The 16,687-nt window shown below is 71.1% G+C and carries 19 protein-coding genes; 17 read left to right on the top strand and 2 right to left on the bottom strand.

What is annotated here, in order from left to right; translation table 11 throughout:
* Positions 1-47 precede the first annotated feature (47 nt).
* The 3 genes from CRP29_RS10825 (at position 48) to CRP29_RS10815 (ending at position 3,420) form a co-directional block, all read left to right on the top strand.
* On the top strand, positions 48-959 hold the full coding sequence (locus CRP29_RS10825) for a DUF6282 family protein (protein ID WP_141437102.1): 912 nt from the start codon (positions 48-50) through the stop codon (positions 957-959).
* Positions 960-1,062: 103 nt separating this feature from the next.
* Positions 1,063-2,550 carry an aldehyde dehydrogenase family protein gene (locus CRP29_RS10820; RefSeq protein WP_217991532.1) on the top strand — a complete coding sequence of 496 codons (1,488 nt, stop codon included), beginning with the start codon at positions 1,063-1,065 and terminating at the stop codon, positions 2,548-2,550.
* Between the two features lie 72 nt (positions 2,551-2,622).
* Positions 2,623-3,420 (top strand): IclR family transcriptional regulator, encoded by a 798-nt coding sequence (locus CRP29_RS10815; RefSeq protein WP_097195066.1) that lies wholly within the window; start codon positions 2,623-2,625, stop codon positions 3,418-3,420.
* Positions 3,421-3,786: 366 nt separating this feature from the next.
* Here CRP29_RS10815 and CRP29_RS23810 read toward each other — a convergent pair whose 3' ends face one another.
* Together CRP29_RS23810 and CRP29_RS10805 are read right to left on the bottom strand one after the other, a co-directional pair.
* Positions 3,787-3,984, bottom strand: coding sequence for a helix-turn-helix domain-containing protein (locus tag CRP29_RS23810; RefSeq protein ID WP_425427087.1), 198 nt, complete (start codon positions 3,982-3,984; stop codon positions 3,787-3,789).
* A gap of 35 nt (positions 3,985-4,019) precedes the next feature.
* Positions 4,020-4,214, bottom strand: a complete 195-nt coding sequence (locus CRP29_RS10805; RefSeq protein ID WP_097195064.1) for a hypothetical protein — start codon at positions 4,212-4,214, stop codon at positions 4,020-4,022.
* A gap of 409 nt (positions 4,215-4,623) precedes the next feature.
* On the opposite strand from CRP29_RS10805, the gene CRP29_RS10800 reads away from it, so the two are divergent.
* From CRP29_RS10800 to CRP29_RS10735, 14 genes are all read left to right on the top strand, one after another.
* On the top strand, positions 4,624-5,076 hold the full coding sequence (locus CRP29_RS10800; protein ID WP_097195063.1) for a helix-turn-helix domain-containing protein: 453 nt from the start codon (positions 4,624-4,626) through the stop codon (positions 5,074-5,076).
* Between the two features lie 350 nt (positions 5,077-5,426).
* Positions 5,427-5,873, top strand: a complete 447-nt coding sequence (locus CRP29_RS10795; protein WP_097195062.1) for a hypothetical protein — start codon at positions 5,427-5,429, stop codon at positions 5,871-5,873.
* Between the two features lie 71 nt (positions 5,874-5,944).
* Positions 5,945-6,805 carry an ATP/GTP-binding protein gene (locus CRP29_RS10790; RefSeq protein WP_141437101.1) on the top strand — a complete coding sequence of 287 codons (861 nt, stop codon included), beginning with the start codon at positions 5,945-5,947 and terminating at the stop codon, positions 6,803-6,805.
* Positions 6,805-7,491, top strand: a complete 687-nt coding sequence (locus tag CRP29_RS10785; RefSeq protein ID WP_097195060.1) for an SAF domain-containing protein — start codon at positions 6,805-6,807, stop codon at positions 7,489-7,491. The genes CRP29_RS10790 and CRP29_RS10785 overlap by 1 nt, the downstream gene beginning before the upstream one ends.
* A 9-nt stretch (positions 7,492-7,500) precedes the next feature.
* On the top strand, positions 7,501-8,304 hold the full coding sequence (locus tag CRP29_RS10780) for a CpaE/TadZ family protein (protein ID WP_097195059.1): 804 nt from the start codon (positions 7,501-7,503) through the stop codon (positions 8,302-8,304).
* The gene (locus tag CRP29_RS10775) at positions 8,294-9,715 is read left to right on the top strand and encodes a TadA family conjugal transfer-associated ATPase (RefSeq protein ID WP_097195058.1); all 1,422 of its coding nucleotides are present in this window, start codon (positions 8,294-8,296) and stop codon (positions 9,713-9,715) included. Before CRP29_RS10780 ends, CRP29_RS10775 begins: the two co-directional genes overlap by 11 nt.
* 182 nt (positions 9,716-9,897) lie before the next feature.
* Complete coding sequence (locus tag CRP29_RS10770) at positions 9,898-10,620, top strand: type II secretion system F family protein (RefSeq protein ID WP_245852738.1); 723 nt, start codon at positions 9,898-9,900, stop codon at positions 10,618-10,620.
* On the top strand, positions 10,617-11,531 hold the full coding sequence (locus CRP29_RS10765) for a type II secretion system F family protein (protein WP_097195056.1): 915 nt from the start codon (positions 10,617-10,619) through the stop codon (positions 11,529-11,531). The genes CRP29_RS10770 and CRP29_RS10765 overlap by 4 nt, the downstream gene beginning before the upstream one ends.
* Positions 11,532-11,561: 30 nt before the next feature.
* Positions 11,562-11,759, top strand: a complete 198-nt coding sequence (locus tag CRP29_RS10760) for a hypothetical protein (RefSeq protein ID WP_097195055.1) — start codon at positions 11,562-11,564, stop codon at positions 11,757-11,759.
* An 85-nt stretch (positions 11,760-11,844) separates the two neighbouring features.
* Positions 11,845-12,231, top strand: a complete 387-nt coding sequence (locus CRP29_RS10755) for a TadE/TadG family type IV pilus assembly protein (RefSeq protein WP_245852737.1) — start codon at positions 11,845-11,847, stop codon at positions 12,229-12,231.
* A 26-nt stretch (positions 12,232-12,257) separates the two neighbouring features.
* A complete protein-coding gene (locus CRP29_RS10750; RefSeq protein WP_245852736.1) occupies positions 12,258-12,653 on the top strand; it encodes a TadE/TadG family type IV pilus assembly protein in 396 nt (131 codons plus the stop codon).
* The gene (locus CRP29_RS10745; protein ID WP_097195053.1) at positions 12,650-13,090 is read left to right on the top strand and encodes a pilus assembly protein TadG-related protein; all 441 of its coding nucleotides are present in this window, start codon (positions 12,650-12,652) and stop codon (positions 13,088-13,090) included. Before CRP29_RS10750 ends, CRP29_RS10745 begins: the two co-directional genes overlap by 4 nt.
* Positions 13,087-16,299: an AfsR/SARP family transcriptional regulator gene (locus CRP29_RS10740; RefSeq protein ID WP_097195052.1), complete on the top strand. Its 3,213-nt coding sequence runs from the start codon at positions 13,087-13,089 to the stop codon at positions 16,297-16,299. Before CRP29_RS10745 ends, CRP29_RS10740 begins: the two co-directional genes overlap by 4 nt.
* A gap of 46 nt (positions 16,300-16,345) precedes the next feature.
* A complete protein-coding gene (locus CRP29_RS10735) occupies positions 16,346-16,600 on the top strand; it encodes a helix-turn-helix domain-containing protein (RefSeq protein WP_097195051.1) in 255 nt (84 codons plus the stop codon).
* Positions 16,601-16,687 lie beyond the last annotated feature (87 nt).

The following is a 16,687-nucleotide window of genomic DNA, read 5'->3' as shown; positions in this document are numbered from 1 at the left end:
CTGTGGCGGCGCCCGAGCCCGGTGACTCCGGGCCTGCGTCCTCGCCGGTGACCTTCGATGCTCAGCCAGACCCGGCCATGGTCGGGGCGATTGATTTGCACGTGCACGGATATCCAGATGTGGGCCTTCGGTGGCGGATGCGCACCGACGACCTCACCCTAGCCAAGCTTGCGCGCGCCTATGGCATGGCCGGGATCGTACTGAAATCACACTTCTGGCCGACGATGGACCGTGCGTTGTTGCTCAACGAGCTTCTGGACGCGGACAACTTCACGATCTACTCCAGCATTACCCTCAACCAGCTCGTGGGCGGCATCTCACCCATGGCGGTCGAGGCCGCGGCCGCGCACGGCGCACGGGTCGTATTCCTGTCGACCTGGGGCTCGGCGAACGACCACGCGCACGGCGGGGTCGTCCGCCGGCAGGTGATCGACCCGATGTTCCCGTCCTTCAGTGGCCACTTGGACCGATCGGCAATCCGGGTCGTGGACGGGAACGGGCGGCTGTCCGCGGAGTGCCGGGATGTCATGGCGGTGTCCGCTGATCTTGGTCTGACCGTGTCGACGGGGCACCTCTCAACCGACGAAAGTCTTGCTGTGGCTCGTCACGCCGCTGACATGGGCTTCCAGAAGCTCATCTTCGCTCATCCTTTCTCGCCGTCGATCCGAGCGGAGCGGGCGGTCATGGGCGAGATCGCCGACCTCGGGGTGACCGTCGAGATGACTCAAGCGCTGACAGTCCTGCCGCGCGCTCCCATCACTGTGGGTGACATCCATGCCACCATTGGCGAGCTGGGCAGCCAGCGGGTGGTTCTCACCTCTGACGTCTTCTTCGACTGGCTGCCGCCGCAAGCCGAGGTCTTCCGAATGTTTCTCGGGCAGCTCCGCTCGCTCGGCTGCACCACCGAGGAACTCCGAACCATGGTCGTCGACAACCCGGCGCGCTTGCTGAGCCGATGACTGAGCCCGTGATGGCTGTCGCCTTAACGTGCCGCCGATCTCCCGGGGGAAACCCGTCCCTCGCCCCTCTCTCGACTGTCCAGACCTGCCCGAAGGAGACCCGATGAACGAGATGGCACAGAACGCCGACGCTCAAATCCGGGAAGGGCTCATGCTCATCGGCGGCAAGCTCTGCCCCAGCGTCGGGGAGGGGTGGCTGACCGCCATCGACCCCTGCAATGAAGAGGTGCTCGGCCGGGTGCCCGACGCAACGGCGGAGGATGTCGAACTCGCGGTCGCAGCTGCGGACCGCGCCGCTCCCGGGTGGGCCGCGACGCCTGCGCTGGAGCGGGCCCGCCTCGTACGGGAACTCGCCCGCCGCGCCCTCGAACGGGCCGACGAGTTGCTGGAGCTGGAGGTCCGCGACACCGGGAACACCCGGCGACGGATGGTGCGCGACGTCACGATGGCCACGGACCTGCTCGAGTACTTCGCCGGTCTGGCCCTGGAGTTGAAGGGCGAGACCGTCCCGTCCACCTCCACCGGACTGCACTTCTCGGTGCGTGAGCCCTACGGGGTCGTTGGACGCATCCTCGCTTTTAACCACCCGTTCTACTTTGCCGCCTCGCGACTGGCGGCCCCCCTCGTCGCTGGTAACACCGTGGTGCTGAAGCCGTCAGAGGAAGCCCCGCTGTCGACTACCGTGCTGGCCGAATTGTGTGCAGAGGTCTTCCCGCCCGGCGTGGTCAACATCGTGACCGGCACGGGCTTGGACGCCGGGGCCGCTCTAGTCCGGCACCCGCGGGTCAAGCGGCTCACCTTCATCGGATCGGTCCCGACCGGCCGAGCTATCCAGAGCCAGGCCGCGGAGTCCTCGGTCAAGCACGTCTCGCTCGAACTGGGCGGCAAGAATCCGATGATCGTGTTCGCTGACGCCGACCCGGAGAAGGTCGCGACCGCGGCAGTCGCGGGCATGAACTTCGGCCACCAGGGCCAGTCCTGCGGCTCGACCAGCCGGCTGCTGCTCCACGAGGACCTCTACAACGACGTCCTGGCGCGTGTGGTGGAAAAGGTCTCGGCCCTGCGGTTGGGCGACCCCATGCGGGACGACACCGACATGGGCCCGCTCAACAACGCCCGGCACCTCCAGAACGTGATGAGCCACATCGCGGCGGCGGAGGAGGATGGCGCGCGGCTCGTGACCGGTGGGCGGCGGCCCAGCGGTGCGCAGTTCGAGCGCGGGTTCTGGCTCCAGCCCACCGTGTTCGCCGACGTGACCCCCGGGATGCGCCTGTTCCGGAACGAGGTCTTCGGGCCGGTCCTGGCGGTCAGCCGGTGGTCCGACGACGACGACCTGCTCGCGATCGCGAACGGGGTCGACTACGGATTGACCGCGTCGATCTGGACCAACGACCTGAACCGGGCGCTGGTCACCGCGCGCGCCGTGCAGGCTGGATACGTCTGGATCAACGGGAACTCGTCCCACTTCCCGGGCACCAGCTTCGGCGGTCGCAAGGAGAGCGGCACCGGGTCGGAAGAGGGGCTCGACGAGCTTCTCAGCTTCACGGAGGTCAAGACCATCAACATCGTGCTTCCGGCCGAGCTGGTCTGACGGGACGGAGCGGCGTGCTGGTTGCCGGATCCGGCGACGCGACGATGCACCGGCGACCGTTAATATCGGCCAATGCCTGAGACGGTTCCCAACGCCGCGAAGGCCGGCCCCGCCTATCCGATCTCGTCGGTGGATAACGCTCTTCGGCTCGTGCTGATGCTGCGGGACCAGCCGCGGGTGCGGTTGTCGGGGATCGCCGTAGCGCTGGACATCGCTCCCTCCACGGCGCACCGGCTGCTGGCGATGCTCGCCCACCACGGCTTCGTCCGGCAGGAGGACGGCATGGGCACCTACGTCGCCGGCCCGGCCTTGCTCGACTTGGGACTGGCTGCCGTGCGCAACCTCGACATCCGCACCTACGCCCGGCCCATCCTCGCCGATCTCGCCAGGAAGACCGATGAGACGGTGCACCTGGCGCAGCTGGAAGGCGCCAAGACCCGGTACCTGGCCGCCGCCGAGAGCGGCCAACCGCTCAGGGTGGCCGACCGGACCGGCCAACTCCTCCCGGCACATCGCACGGCAACCGGCAAGGCGATCCTCGCCGCGTTCACCTCTCAGCAGTTGGACGAGACCTTCTCGCTCGAGGAGGTCGGCAATGCCGAGAGGCTCACCCCGGAGGACCGACGGCAGCTCGACGCCGAATTGGTCGAGGTGCGGGAGCGGGGGTACGCGACCAACCACCGGGCGGCCGAGGACATCATCTCCGTCGCCGTGGCGGTGCAGGATCACCGCGGAGCCAGCATTGCCGCGATCAATGCGTCTGCGCCGTCGAGCCGCATGACGAAGAAGCGGCAGATCGCGGTGGTTCGAGACCTGCACGCGGCCGCCGGGCAGCTAGAGGAACTGCTCAGCACCGTAGGCCGCACGTGACGCGTCGAAGGCAGTGCCCCCGGACGAGGAGGCGCCGTCGTCCTGAGGGCCGCAGCCCGGCTCAGCCGCCCAGCACCGGGACGTCGCTGAACCGCCGGACCGCGTCCACGACGTCCTCGGTGGAGGTATCGTAGGCGTGCGGCATCAGCAGTAGCTGGGTCCCGTACCACCGTTCCTGCAGGCGGCAGTATCACGCGGAGTATCACGACGCGATCCCCGCAGACCCGACTCCCAACAGCCGACCAGCTTGGTCCCGGACATGCCAATCCGCGCAGAAGCCTCCCACCGGCTGGGCGGTGAGGTTGCTGGTGCGGTCTCCGCTTCCGGGGTCGCAGTCAGCTGGTTGTTGTGGGTGTAGGCCCGTGGCTACCGGCCCCCAGCAGAGGAGTCGTGCAGCCCTCCGACGGCGTCGTCGACTGCCACACCCAGGACGGCCAACAGTGGTAGGCGTGGGATCAGTACTCGTCGACCCAGCCGAACCACGGGCAGCTCGCCATTCTCGATGGCTCGGGTCACCGTACGGACATCGACGCCGAATACCGAGGCCGCCTCCGCGACGGTCACCACGGCGGAGCCACTGGCCCTGAGGTCCTCGAGGTTCACCGCGGCTGCTCCAAGCCACCGATGACCTCAGGCTGGAGACGAAGCTCCGGATGACCGGCATCCGCCCGCGCCCGAGGCCCTTGACGGATCGGCGTCCTGCAGGTGGCCCAGAGCAGGTGCGCTCTCTCCTCCGGCATGAGCAGCATGTGATCGATGTCCAGAACATCGGCGAGCGGCTGCGGATAACCCATGTCGTCACCTTCCGGATATGTCCCATCTCACTGACACGGACCCGAAGTCGTGCTGAAGGACGTGCTGCCTGCTACCGGCGCCTCACGATGACGCACGGGTCTCCGGGAATCCTCCAGTTCCGGTGATGAGAGCACCGCCCGTCCCCCGTGATCGTGCAAACCGGCGCCGCGCTACGCGTCTTCCGATCACTGAAAGTTACGGGCGAAATACCGGAGGCCCGGGCTGGTGTACAGGCTGGTGGCCACTGCTCGGCGGCGCGGAGTAGTGGCCTGAGGCTCTCGCACCATCAGGCGGCCAGCGGCATGTGCCGGCCGCTGACGCGCGTCCGACTAAGCCGACGTTGCGGCTAGGGTTCGACGTCACACGAGCGGGGTGTCCACCGAATGGGTGACATGGAGGAGGGCTGCCATGGCGCGGCCGCTGCTTCGAGGTGACCGCTTGCGGGCTGCCCGTGAGGCCGTGGGGCTGACCAGGGAAGAGCTGGCCACGAAGCTGGAGCTCTCCGGCCCGGCGCGTATCCGAGTCTGGGAGGCGGGGCTCGAACGCCCGCGACCCCGCTTCGTACCCCGCCTGGCGACTGCCCTGGGCGTCGATCCGTTGCATCTTCTGGACGTCGATGCAGGTGACCCGCCCTTGGCGGCCCTCCGCCTGGCGGCCGGACTCGCCACGAACGAGGTGACTGGCCCCGGCCTATCGGTCATGACCTACGTGCGCCTGGAGGATGGCCGCCCGGGTGTAGATCACTCCGCCAAGGTGATCGCCGCCGTCGCGGAAGTCCTCGGTGTAGACGTCGCTCGCGTGGAGGCGGCCGTCCGCCGTTCCCGCAGCGACCACGCGGCCATGGCCTCCTTCGGGGGCTGAACAGGAGCATTGCAGGAGCATCGGTCTTGCTTTCCTGTCCCTATCTCGTGGTAATTTCCCGCCACTTTCGGGGAGGTGCCGTGAACCGCAGGTCAGCGCTACGCCGTGCGCTCGCAGGCGCCTTCGATCGCCTCGTGCACGGGCCCTGCGCGATGCGACCGTTGGCCGAGCCTGAACGTGGCCGGGCAGCCGGCGCCGTTGGGACCCGGGCGCGCACGCGGATCGGCCTCGCCGTCGCCGGATCACTGATCACGCTCGTTGCGTGTAGCGGTGAGGACGGTTCTGCGAGCCAGGCGTCGCCGAGCACGAAGGCGCCCGAGGCGCGGCCATCGCAAGCTGCCCCCAGCGTCGTGGAAGACCCGGAGAGCGAGGCTGCCGCCGAGGAGGCGATGGCCGTCTACGGCGACCTAACGGAGCTGATCCAGGACGCGCGCCGCGACCCCACCAAGAGCTGGCTACCTGCCTACACGCAGCTGACCGCCGACCCCTATAGGTCGGCCGAGCTCCTCGAGATCTCTGCCCTCCGGGATCGCGGCATCAAGCACACAGGTTCGGTGATCAACAGCCCCGAGGTTGCTGGAGTCGACCTTGCCGGGGGTACCGACGGGACCTTGCAGACGGTGACGATCGAAGATTGCGTGGACGCACGCGACTTCCCGGCAGCGGTGCAAGCCAGTGGCGAGGTAATCAGCGCCGAGCGACCACCGCACTTCGCCGTCGCGACCGTCGTTTTCTACCCGGCTCCCACGGATCGATGGCTGGTCACCGCCGTCGAGGTGCAGGACCAGACGTGCTGACCCTTGGACGGGCTCGGGTCGTCGCGGGCGTTCTGGCTGCGGTGCTCTTGCAGGGCCCGACCGCGGCAGCCGTGTCCCCCGACGAGATCTGCCTCTCCTCCGGGTTCTGCTACCTCGAGGACATCCGGCCGGCGCTTACCAGCATCTCGCCCTCGACGCCGGCCACCTCGAACGGGGGTGCGCCTGCCAGCTGCAGCGACGCCGGTGGGCGGATGGTGCCCTGCTACAGCGATAACCTCGGCTGGTATGAGCAGTCGAGCGACTGCTATCTCGGACTCATGGACCCCCAGCCGCCGCCGGGCTCACCGCTGTGGGACGGACACACGCCAGATGAGGGCGGTGCCCTCTACACCGCCAACTGCGGGGTGCAGGACGGCGGCTCGATCGGGTCTACAGCGACGTCGGTGGTCTGGCGGCGAGGTCCGCCCACGGGCTCCGTCGACCCCGCCGTCCTCGCGCGGCGGGCCATCGCTGCCATGCAGTTGCAGCCTCCGCTCATCCGCACCGCGCCCCCGCAGGAATCGGGCAGCGCACTGGTCGGGCTCCCGGTGTGGATGTGGACCGAACGCGGGGAGATCGTCTCCGGCCCCATTACTCGCTCCGCCACCGACGGACCGGTGTCCGTCGAAGCGACCGGCGTGGTCACCGGGATCACCTGGGACATGGGAGACGGGAACACCGTCCCCTGCGGCCTCGGAACGCCCTATCGCGCCGGAGCTGACGGCCCCTCCCCAGACTGCGGCCACACCTACGCACGCTCCTCGGTCCGGCAGGTGCCGGGCGGCGGCCCGTGGCCGATCACTGCCACGACGACGTGGACCGTCACCTGGTCCGGTGGCGGACGAGCCGGCTCAGAGGTCGTCCAGCTTTCGTCGTCCGGCGAGCTTCTCGTCGGGGAGCTGCACGTCCTCAACCAGTACGGGAGCAGCTGATGACTCGCACCCAGCCGCCGAGGACCAGCGCACCGCCTTCTTCCGAGGCGGGCAACGGGCTGTCCCGGGCGCCGGTGCTGCCGCAGCCACGTCGCCAGCGCCGTCCGGCGCTGCTGGCGCTCGCTGTGACCATGGTGGTCCTCGGAGCGCTGGGCGCGACATATCTGGCGACGTCGCTGGGCCAGACGTCTCCGGTGATCGCGCTCGTACGGGAGGTGCCCTGGGGCCAGGCCATCAGCGCCGCCGACCTGGTGGAAGCGAGGATCTCGCCCGATCCGGCGTTGCAGCCCATTCCGTACGGTGACCGAGACCAGGTGATCGGCATGGTGGCGGCGGCCACGCTGATGCCAGGTTCGCTGCTCACCCGGGAGGCGCTGACCGATCAGCGCCTCCCGGCCCCCGGCCAGCAACTGGTCGGGGTCGGGGTGTCGCCGGTGCAGCTGCCGACGACCGCGCTGCGTCCCGGCGATGACGTCCTCCTGGTTCCCGTGGCCGCCGGCAGTGCTCCGGTCGCGACCGAGGCAGGCGCGCCAGGCGTGGTGGACGCGACCGTGGTGCAGACTGGTCCGCCGGGAACCGACGGTCTACGAGTGGTCGACGTGCTCGTCGCGGCGGCTGACGGGCCGGACGTCGCCGCCCGCGCCGCTGCCGGTCTGGTCGCCATCGTTGTGGTCGCAGGCGAGTAGGCGGCGGCCGTGTTGATCGCGCTGTGCTCGGCCAAGGGCGCGCCCGGGGTGACCACCAGCGGCCTGGCGCTGGCGCTGTCCTGGCCGCAGCCGGTGGTATTGGCCGAACTGGACCCGGCCGGCGGGGACGTGCTGGCGGGATACGGCCGAGGCGAGATGTCCGCCGGCGGGCTGGCCGACCTGGAGCTCGCGGCGCGGCGTGGCGGACTGGCCCGGCACCTGGACAGCCAGCTGCTGCGGCTCGACCCGGAGGGTCGGGCGCGGTTGCTACCCGGCTTGGCCGACCCCGCCGGCGCCCGACACGTGGACTGGGACCGACTGGCCGCCGTGCTGGCGTCGGGGGAGGACGGCGCGGTCGACGTGATCGCCGACTGCGGTCGGTTGCGCGCCGAGCACTTTCCCGCAGCCGTCGTCCGGCGGGCCGCCGCCGTGGTCTTGGTCACCGGATCGACGCTGCGTGCCGTTCGTGCGGCGACGCAGGCGATCGCCGAGCTCCGCGGAGGGGGAGGCCACGCAGGCATGGTGGCCACGCTGGTAGTCCGGCCGGGTGAGCCCTACGGCGAGCGGGAGATCGGCGAGGCCCTCGGCGTTCAGGTCATCGGTTCGCTGCCGCGCGATATCAAGGCGGCGTCGGTGCTCAGCGATGGCGCGCCGGCCGGCCGGCTGTTCGCCCAGTCGGCGCTGCTGCGGGCCGCGCGGGCGGTCGCAACACGCGTGGTCGAGTTCGCCGCGGCGCACGAAGCCCGGTTGACGCCACCGCCGGCGCCCGTGCCTGCGTCGGCGACCACGATCGGGGGCAGCCGTGTCCGCTGACCTCACCACCGACCTCGTCCGCGCCGGAGCCGTGCCACGAGGACTCGACGCATCACCGGTCTCGGTGGACTGGATGCTTGTCCGCCGGCTGCACGAGGCGACGGCGACGGCGCTGGCCGAGGAGCTCAAGCGCCGCCCGGCGCTCAGCACGGTGGCGCAGCAGGAGCTGGCCCGCACTCTTGTTCAGGACGGCGTCGACGAGCTGGTGCGCGAACGGATGCGCGCCGGGCAAGCGGTGCCCACCCCGGAGGACGAACAGGCGATCGCCGAGGCGGTGTTCGCAGCCCAGTTCGGGCTGGGCCGGCTGCAGCCCTACTTGGACGACCCGCTGGTGGAGAACATCGAGGCGCACGGGCACGACAACGTGTGGGTCGGCTATTCCGACGGCCGCGATGTCCGGGTCGATCCGATCGCGGACTCGGACGAGGACCTGGTGCGTCAGCTGCAGCACATCGCCGCCCGGCTGGGCCGATCGGAACGGACGCTGACCACGGCAAGTCCGCTGCTGACCATGCGGCTGCCGGACGGGTCGCGGTTGGCGGCGGTGATCGAGACCGTGCCCCGCCCGCAGTTGGTGATCCGGCGGCACCGGATCCGCGACGTCGACCTCGACGACCTGGTGGAGCTGCGGGCGATCGGCCGGCCTCTGGCGGAGTTCCTACGGGCGGCGGTGCGGGCCCGGAAGAACATCGTGGTCACCGGCGCGCAGGGCGCCGGCAAGACGCTCATGCTGCGCGCGTTGGCCAACGAACTGCCGGTGAGCGAGAACTTGGCCACGATCGAGAAGCACTTCGAGCTGCTGCTGCACGAGCTGCCCGATCGGCATCCGCGGGTGGTGCCGTTCGAGGCCCGGGAGGGCTCCGGGGAGCGCGGCCCGGACGGCCGCCGCCTCGGCGAGGTGACGCTGACCGAGCTAGTGGAGCAGGCGTTGGTGATGAACGTCAGCCGGGTGTGGCTGGGGGAGGTCCGTGGCGAGGAGGCTTGGCCGCTGATCGAGGTGATGGAGGCCGGCGAGGGCGGCTCGTGCTGCACCCTGCACGCCCGCTCGGCACACCACGCGTTCGAGCGGCTGGCCAATCTGTGCATGCGCGGCCGTGCTGCAGTCACCCCCGAGCATGCGTACCGGTCGTGCGCGTCGGCGATCGACCTGGTCGTGCACATCACCACTGTGGACGAGCGGTGGATCGGCGGTGAGCGGCAGCGGTTCGTCAGCCAGGTCGTCGAGTGCAACGGCATCGGCGAGGGCGGACGCCCGGCGGTCACCGAGGTCTTCGCTCAGGGACCCGACGGTCGGGCAGTGCCTGAGCACGATCCGGTGGACTTGGCGGACTACGTCCGGGTCGGCTTCGACCCCGGCTGGCTGCGAGTCGGCCAGGGGCCGTGGGCCGACACGGTCGGAGGGCGACGGTGAGCGGCGCGGGGTTGCTGGTCGGCGTGTGCGGAGCACTCTTAGTCGCCGGCCTGTTACTGGCCGCCCACGCGCTCACCGCCCCGGACGCACCAGCTCAGCCGCGGCGCCGCAGACCGCGTCCGGCGTCGTCGGTCGACTGCCCGGCGGCGCGGCGGCAGCGGATGCTGTGGGGAGCCGCCGCGGTGGCGGCGGCTGTGGTGTGGCTGGCCTCGGGCTGGCCGGTCGGCGGCGTCCTGGTCGGGCTGGCGGCTATCGGCGTGCCGTGGCTGCTGGCGCAGTTCGCCGCCGGCAACGCCGCGGTGGAGCGGCTGGAGGCGCTGCAGGAGTGGGTGCGCCGCACCTCCGACGTCCTGGCCGCGGGCGGTGGGCTGGAGCAGACGCTCATCCGCTCGGCCCGTACCGCACCCGCGCCGATCCAGACGGAGGTGGCCACGCTGGCGGCGCGGCTGCAGGCGCGCTGGCCGACAGCCCGGGCGCTGCTGGCCTTCGCCGACGATCTCGACGACGCCGCCGGAGACCTGGTCGTCGGCGCACTGCTGCTGGGCGCGGAGCTGCGTGGGCCGGGACTCGCGCGCGTGCTGACCGAGCTTGCCGGAAGCCTCAGCGAAGAGGTCACCATGCGCCGCAAGGTGGAGGCCGACCGCGCCAAACCGCGCGCGAATGCCCGCTGGCTGCTCCTGATCACCGTCGCCGTCTCCGGGCTGGCCGCGTTCAACGGCGACTACCTGGCGCCCTACGGCACCGGGCTCGGGCAGCTGGTGCTGGCGGCCATCGCCGGTCTGATGGTCGCCTGCCTCCTGTGGATGCGCAGGCTCACCGTGGCCGTGCCGTCGACCCGCTTCTTGGTCGATCGCGACGGCGGCCGGCGGAACGAGCTCGCTCACGAGGAGGTGCCGGCCCGGTGAGCGGCGCTCAGGCGTTGCTGATCGGCTCCGGTGCGGTCGTCGGGCTCGGCGTGTTCCTGCTGCTGCGCGCCGCCGTGGTGGTCGAACAGCCGCGGCTTGCCGACGCGCTGGTCCGCCTGGACGGGCGCGCGGTACGCGCACCGGTCGGGCTGGTTCCGGGGGCGGGTGACCGGTGGGCACGGGCGGCCGGCCGCGCCGGTATCTGGGCCGCCGCCCGGTTGCCGGGGGCGGGTCGGCGGGTACCGGGACAGGCGCTGGCGTTGATTGGCTGGACGCTGGAGGGCTACGCCGCACGCAAGGTGGGCCTGGCAGCGTTCGGCGCGGCCTTGGTGCCGCTGCTCACCGCTGTGCTCGGGCTGGCCGGCGTCCGCATGCCCGTAGTGATTCCGGTGGCCGGATCGCTGGCGCTGGCCGTCGTCCTCTTCTTTGTCGTCGATCTCGTTGTGCGTGACCAGGCCGCCGAGGCGCGCTCCCAGATGCGCCTGGCGCTGTGCTCCTATCTGGAACTGGTCAGCCTGCGCCGCGACGCCAGCGAGGGCCCAACCATCGCCCTGGAACGGGCCGCCGCGCTAGGCGACGGGTGGGTCTTTCGGCGGATCAACGACGCGCTGGTGGCCGCCCGGTTGGCCGGGGAGCCGCCGTGGGACGGGTTGCACCGGTTGGCCACCGACACCGGGGTCGGCGAGCTGGCCGATGTCGCCGACATCGCCGCGGTCGCCGCCGTCGAGGGGGCCTCGATCGCCCCGACGCTGCGGGCCCGCGCCCAGTCGCTGCGGGTGCAGCTGCTGGCGGAGGAGGAGGCAGCGGCCAACACCGCCAGCGAGAAGCTCACCGCTCCGGTTGCGCTGCTGTCGATCGCCTTCCTGTTGCTGTTCCTCTATCCCGCCCTGGCCCGACTGATGGCTACCTGACTGCCATGCCCACCTCAGAAGGAGAGTCCGATGATGCCGCTTTTCACCACCTTGACCGCCCTCGGCGCGGCGCTGCGCGAGCGGCTCCACGATCTCCGTGACGAGCCGGAGCGGGGCTCGCTGTCGGTGGAGCAGGTGATCATCACGGTGGCGCTGATCGGCATCGCCGTCGCGTTGGTCGCGGTGATCGCCAACGCGGTCACCTCCCGTTCGGACTCGATTCAGTAGCCAGCCCGTGGTCCGCTCCGCCAGCCCCCGCGGCCCCACAGCGCTGTCCCGGCTCGGCCATGCCTCTGGCCACCGGTCCAGCGGCGTGGTGCGCCGACGGCTGTCCGGGGAACGCGGCGCGGCGTCGGTGGAGCTGGCGGTCACGTTCCCCGTCGTGCTCCTGCTAGTCATGACGCTGATCCAGGCGGCCCTGTGGTTCCACGCCCGCTCGATCGCCCTCGGCGCTGCCCAGGAAGGCGCCCGGGAGGGCCGGGTGCAGCCCGCCTCGATCGTGCGCGCGGAATCAGCGGCCGCGGGCTTCCTCGAGCAGACCGCCTCCGACCTGCTCACTGACAGGACCGTCACCGTGGCCGACTCACCGACCAGCATCGAGGTGACCGTGACCGGAACCTCCCTCAGTCTCTTCCCCGGCCTGTCCGGCTGGTCGGTCACCCAGAGCGCCATCGGCCCCGTGGAACGGGTCACCTCATGAACGGCCGGGTGGGGGAGCGGGGATCGGTGTCGGTCGAGCTGGCGCTGCTGGCCCCGGCGCTGCTCCTGCTGCTGTCTTTCGCCGTCGTCGCCGGACGTACACAGATCGCCGAGGGCGCCGTCGCCGAGGCTGCTCGCTCGGCCGCCCGGGAAGCCTCCTTGTCCGGCGATCCCGCTATTGCGGCGGCCTCGGCCACCGCGCAGGCGGAGCGCACCCTGGCCGCTCAGGACCCGCGGTGTGAGCGCACCGCGATCGATGTCGACACCGCCGGCTTCCAGGCACCGCCCGGCCAGTCGGGCGACGTAACCGTGTCGATCACGTGCGTCGTCGACATGGCCGATCTTCTGGCGCCCGGTCTGCCGGGTTCGGTGACCGTTGATGCGACCTTCTCCAGCCCTGTAGACGCCTACCGCGAACGATGAACCCCCGACAGCGCCTCCGAGATCAGGATGCCGACCGCGGTGCGCTTGGCGTCTTCCTCGCCGTCCTTGTCCCCGGCCTGCTGTTGATCATCGGCCTGGCCGTCGACGGCGGCGCCAAGGTGGCCGCCACCCAGCGCGCCAACGCCATCGCCGACGAAGCCGCCCGCGCCGGCGGCCAAGCCCTCGACGTCTCCGCCGCTCTCGCCGGAGATGTCCGGGTCGATCCCGGCGCCGCGGTCGCCGCGGCGCAGGACTACCTGTCGCGCAACGGCGTGCAGGGCGCGGTGGCGGTTGTGGACGGCGACACCCTGACGGTGACCACGACGATTACCGAGCCGACCAGTCTCCTCAGCCTTATCGGCATTCAGACCATGACCGTGGAGGGCTCCGGGACCGCCGCCCTCATCACCGACCAGGACGGGGGAGCGGAGCCATGACGACTACGCCGTGGGCGCTCGACGTGCCGCGCCGAGTGCTCGCATTGCTCCTCCTGATTGCTGCGGTCGCCGGCGTTCCCATCGGGCTGTGGCAGCTTGGCGCCGCCTACCTGCCGTTAGCGCTGCCCTCATGGGAGCAGGTCACGGACGCGTTGAGTGGGCCGGACAACGGTGCTCTCTTCCTCGGCCTGCTCGTGGTGATCGGCTGGGCCGCGTGGGCGGTGTTCGCCCTGTCGGTGGCCGTCGAGCTCGCCGCCCAGTTACGCGGTCTCCCACCGCTGCGGCTGCCCGGCCTGGCCGGACCACAGCAGCTGGCCGGCCTGCTCGTTGCCGCCGTCGTCGGCGTCGGGGGTGCCCCCCTGCTCGCCGCCCCGGCGCTCGCCGGACCACCCGTGGTCGCCGAGCAGCCGATCGACGAGCCGCCATCGACACCTTCCTCCGCACACGATGCCGAGCCAGCCGAGCCTGCGGCGAACGGCCGCACCTACACGGTGCAGCCGCGCGACACCCTCGGCCGTATCGCCGTCCGCTCCCTTGGGGACTGGACGCGGTTCGAGGAGATACTCGAGCTCAACCGCGGCCGGCCCCAGCCCGACGGCGCCGTCCTCACCGATCCGGCGCTGATCCGCCCCGGCTGGGTCCTGGTCCTCCCATCCGACGCCACGCCTCCCGAGGAGGAACCGACCGCCGGCGAGGTGACGGTGCGGTCCGGCGACACCCTCGCAGACATCGCCGCGCAGCACGGGCTGGGCAGTTGGCAGCCGATCTTCGACCTCAACGCCGGTGAACCGATCCCGGGTGGCGGCCGGTTCACCGACCCCGACTTGATCCGCCCTGGGCAGGTCCTCGACCTCCCGTCCGCCGACTCGGCAGTGTCCGACTCGACTCCGCCGAACGCTCCGGAACCATCGGCCGAGGACGCGCCGCCGTCGCCGCCAGAGGGGCGCGAGGCACCCGTGCCGGCTACCCCATCGCCGACACCGCCGGCCTCGCCGCCACGGGGGAGTCCCTCCGACGAACCAGCGCAACCGGCAGCCGACGCCACCGATGCCGAGGCCGACCAAGTCCCGTCGGAGCTGGCGGCCGTCCTCGCCGGCAGCGGGGCACTGCTCGCAGCAGGTGTGGGCGCGACGTGGCTCGCCCACCGCCGCCAGCGCCTACGTCGTCGGCGCACGGGTCGACGCCTGGCCCCGGTGCAGCCGACGCTGTCGGCCACGCAGACGGCCGTGACCTGGGCGGCCGACGCGGGCACGGCCGACTACGCCACGCTCGACCGCGCCCTTCGCAGCTTGGCTGTACGGCTATCGGAGGACCCCGACGGACAGTTACCGGACGTCGTCGCCGCCCGGCTGGATGGCGGCCGCCTGGAGCTGCGGCTGTACGCCCCGGCCGACCGCCCTCCGCCCGATCCGTGGACCGCCGACGACACCGACCTGTGGTGGTCGGTGCGGCTCGACCAGGACACCGGCGTCGCGCCCGAGGTGGCCCGGGCACGCCTGGCCCCGTACCCGACCCTGGTCACCATCGGCGCCGACGGCACAGGCCGTTGGCTGCTGGACCTGGAACGCCTCGGTGCCGTCCACGTGACCGGGCCAGCCGAGCGCCGGGAGGACTTCGCCCGGCACCTGGTCGCCGAGCTGGCCGTCAACAGCTGGTCGGACTTGCTCACCGTCACCCCCGTCGGCTTCGGCGAGGAGCTGGTCGACCTGGCTCCGCACCGCATCCGCCCCGTGGACGCTGCCGCCGCCCCTGCGCTGCACACAGCCCCGCGCGACAGTCCCGAGCGGGATACCGACGACGTGCTGGGCGGACGGCTACGCGCCGGAGCCGGCGACGGTTGGATGCCACACGTCATTTTCGCTCCACACCAACAGGATCGGGACGACGGCGAGCTGGCCGGCTCCGCCGCTGTCTTGCGGGCCCGGAAGCGGCGTGCCGCGGTCGCATTGGTGCTCGGTGTCGAGTCGACGCAGGTCGGCGACGAGTGGCTGCTCACGCTGGCCGACGACGGGTCGCTGCTTGTCCCGGCACTCGGACTGTCGCTCCCGGCCCCGCAGCTGACCGTCCAACAGGCCTGCGACATCGCCACCCTGCTGGCCTTCGAGCGCGACGCGATGGACGACGCCATCCCTGCATCCGATGGGGACCGGCCGTGGCAGGTCCACACCGACGCCGCCGGAGCACTGCTCGATGACACGACGGCGGAGGAGCCCGGCGACGCTCCGGAACGCTTGCCTCAGCCACGGCCAGCTCGCCGGTCTTCTGCTGGTGGCGCCGCACTCGGGCCGGTTTCGCGTGAACACCGTGCCAAGGCTGCGGATGGCAACGGTCAGAAGACGCACGGCGAGTGGCACCCGACCGAGCTGCGGCAGCGGATCGAGGACGACCTCGAGCAACTCGATCGTGACCTGGTGGATTGGTGGTCACCGGACTGCGCCCGGCCGCGGCTGACTCTGCTCGGACCGGTCACCCTGCGCGCGCACGGCGACGAGCACGCCGTCGCCAAGTCCGGGCGGCGACGCCGCTATGAAGAGGTGGTCGCCTACCTGGCCACCCGCCCGCACGGTTCCACCGCCGACGAGGCCGCCACCGCCTTGCAACCGGCTCGCGGCGGCAAGACCGACCCGGTCAGCGTCCGCGCCTACGTGCATCGGATGACCGCCGGTGCCCGTGCTTGGCTCGGCGACGACCCGGCGACCGGGGAGAAGCATCTGAGCTCGGGCTACCGCGGCCGGTACACGCTGATCGGCGTGCTCGTCGACGCCGACCTTTTCCGCCAGCTGCGCGCCCGCGCCGAGGTTCGCGGCGACGACGGCTTGCCCGACTTGCTGGCCGCACTCGAGCTGGTGTCCGGGCCACCGTTCGCCCAGCGGCCCGCGGGCTACGAGTGGCTGGACGGCCTGGATCTCTCGCTCACCGCGGGAATCTGCGACGTCGCCCACCAGGTCGTCACCGCTGCCCTCTCCGACGACGATCTGACTTCGGCCCGCACCGCCTCGGCCGCCGCACTGCTCGTCGCGCCGGACGACGAGAAGGTGCTGCTCGACGCGATGTGGGTCGCCTACCGCGAGGGCAGCCGCGCCGAAGCCGAGACCTACGTCGCGCGGATCGTGACCATCTACGACGGCGAGGACGAGATGGACCTGCCCATGAGTACCGCGGAGACCATCAACCGCGCCCGCCGGCAGTTCCTCGACCGGGCCTCATGAGGACGGGCCGCAGCCTGCACCCACTACGAGGGAGGTCCCACCAGCCATGCCGTATCCGTCTCGACCGCAGCTGCGCCCGCTGCCCGCGTTCGCCGGCTCCGCCCGCAGCGGCACCGTGTCCAGCCAGCGGCTGCAGGGACAGCTGGAGGCCTTCGTCCTCGCCGAGTACGCCGTCGGACGCTCGCTGAGGCAGATCGCCGAGCTGATCGACCGTTCCCCGACCGCGGTCCGCCGTGTGCTCGACAAGCATGGAGTTTCACGGCGCGCCGTCGGCGCTCCCCGGCAGACCGACCACACATGAGGGCGTCCACCGACTTCGGTAGGGCAGGCTCCGCGGCCAAGAAAGACGAAACCCCGGCGATGTGGCCGAGGCCAGGGATCGTTCCGG

Source organism: Blastococcus aggregatus, assembly GCF_900221005.1.
Lineage (GTDB): Bacteria > Actinomycetota > Actinomycetes > Mycobacteriales > Geodermatophilaceae > Blastococcus > Blastococcus aggregatus.
The sequence above is the reverse complement of the archived record's forward strand: the minus strand, read 5'-3'. Positions and strand labels throughout refer to the sequence as shown.

Excerpts from the sequence above, each read along its gene's own strand:
- CRP29_RS10785 (WP_097195060.1), top strand. The coding sequence starts at position 6,805 with ATGACTCGCACCCAGCCGCCGAGGACCAGCGCACCGCCTTCTTCCGAG.
- CRP29_RS10805 (WP_097195064.1), bottom strand. The coding sequence starts at position 4,214 with ATGGGTTATCCGCAGCCGCTCGCCGATGTTCTGGACATCGATCACATG.
- CRP29_RS10820 (WP_217991532.1), top strand. The coding sequence starts at position 1,063 with ATGAACGAGATGGCACAGAACGCCGACGCTCAAATCCGGGAAGGGCTC.
- CRP29_RS10745 (WP_097195053.1), top strand. The coding sequence starts at position 12,650 with ATGAACCCCCGACAGCGCCTCCGAGATCAGGATGCCGACCGCGGTGCG.
- CRP29_RS10800 (WP_097195063.1), top strand. The coding sequence starts at position 4,624 with ATGGCGCGGCCGCTGCTTCGAGGTGACCGCTTGCGGGCTGCCCGTGAG.
- CRP29_RS10735 (WP_097195051.1), top strand. The coding sequence starts at position 16,346 with ATGCCGTATCCGTCTCGACCGCAGCTGCGCCCGCTGCCCGCGTTCGCC.
- CRP29_RS10740 (WP_097195052.1), top strand. The coding sequence starts at position 13,087 with ATGACGACTACGCCGTGGGCGCTCGACGTGCCGCGCCGAGTGCTCGCA.
- CRP29_RS10760 (WP_097195055.1), top strand. The coding sequence starts at position 11,562 with ATGATGCCGCTTTTCACCACCTTGACCGCCCTCGGCGCGGCGCTGCGC.
- CRP29_RS10815 (WP_097195066.1), top strand. The coding sequence starts at position 2,623 with ATGCCTGAGACGGTTCCCAACGCCGCGAAGGCCGGCCCCGCCTATCCG.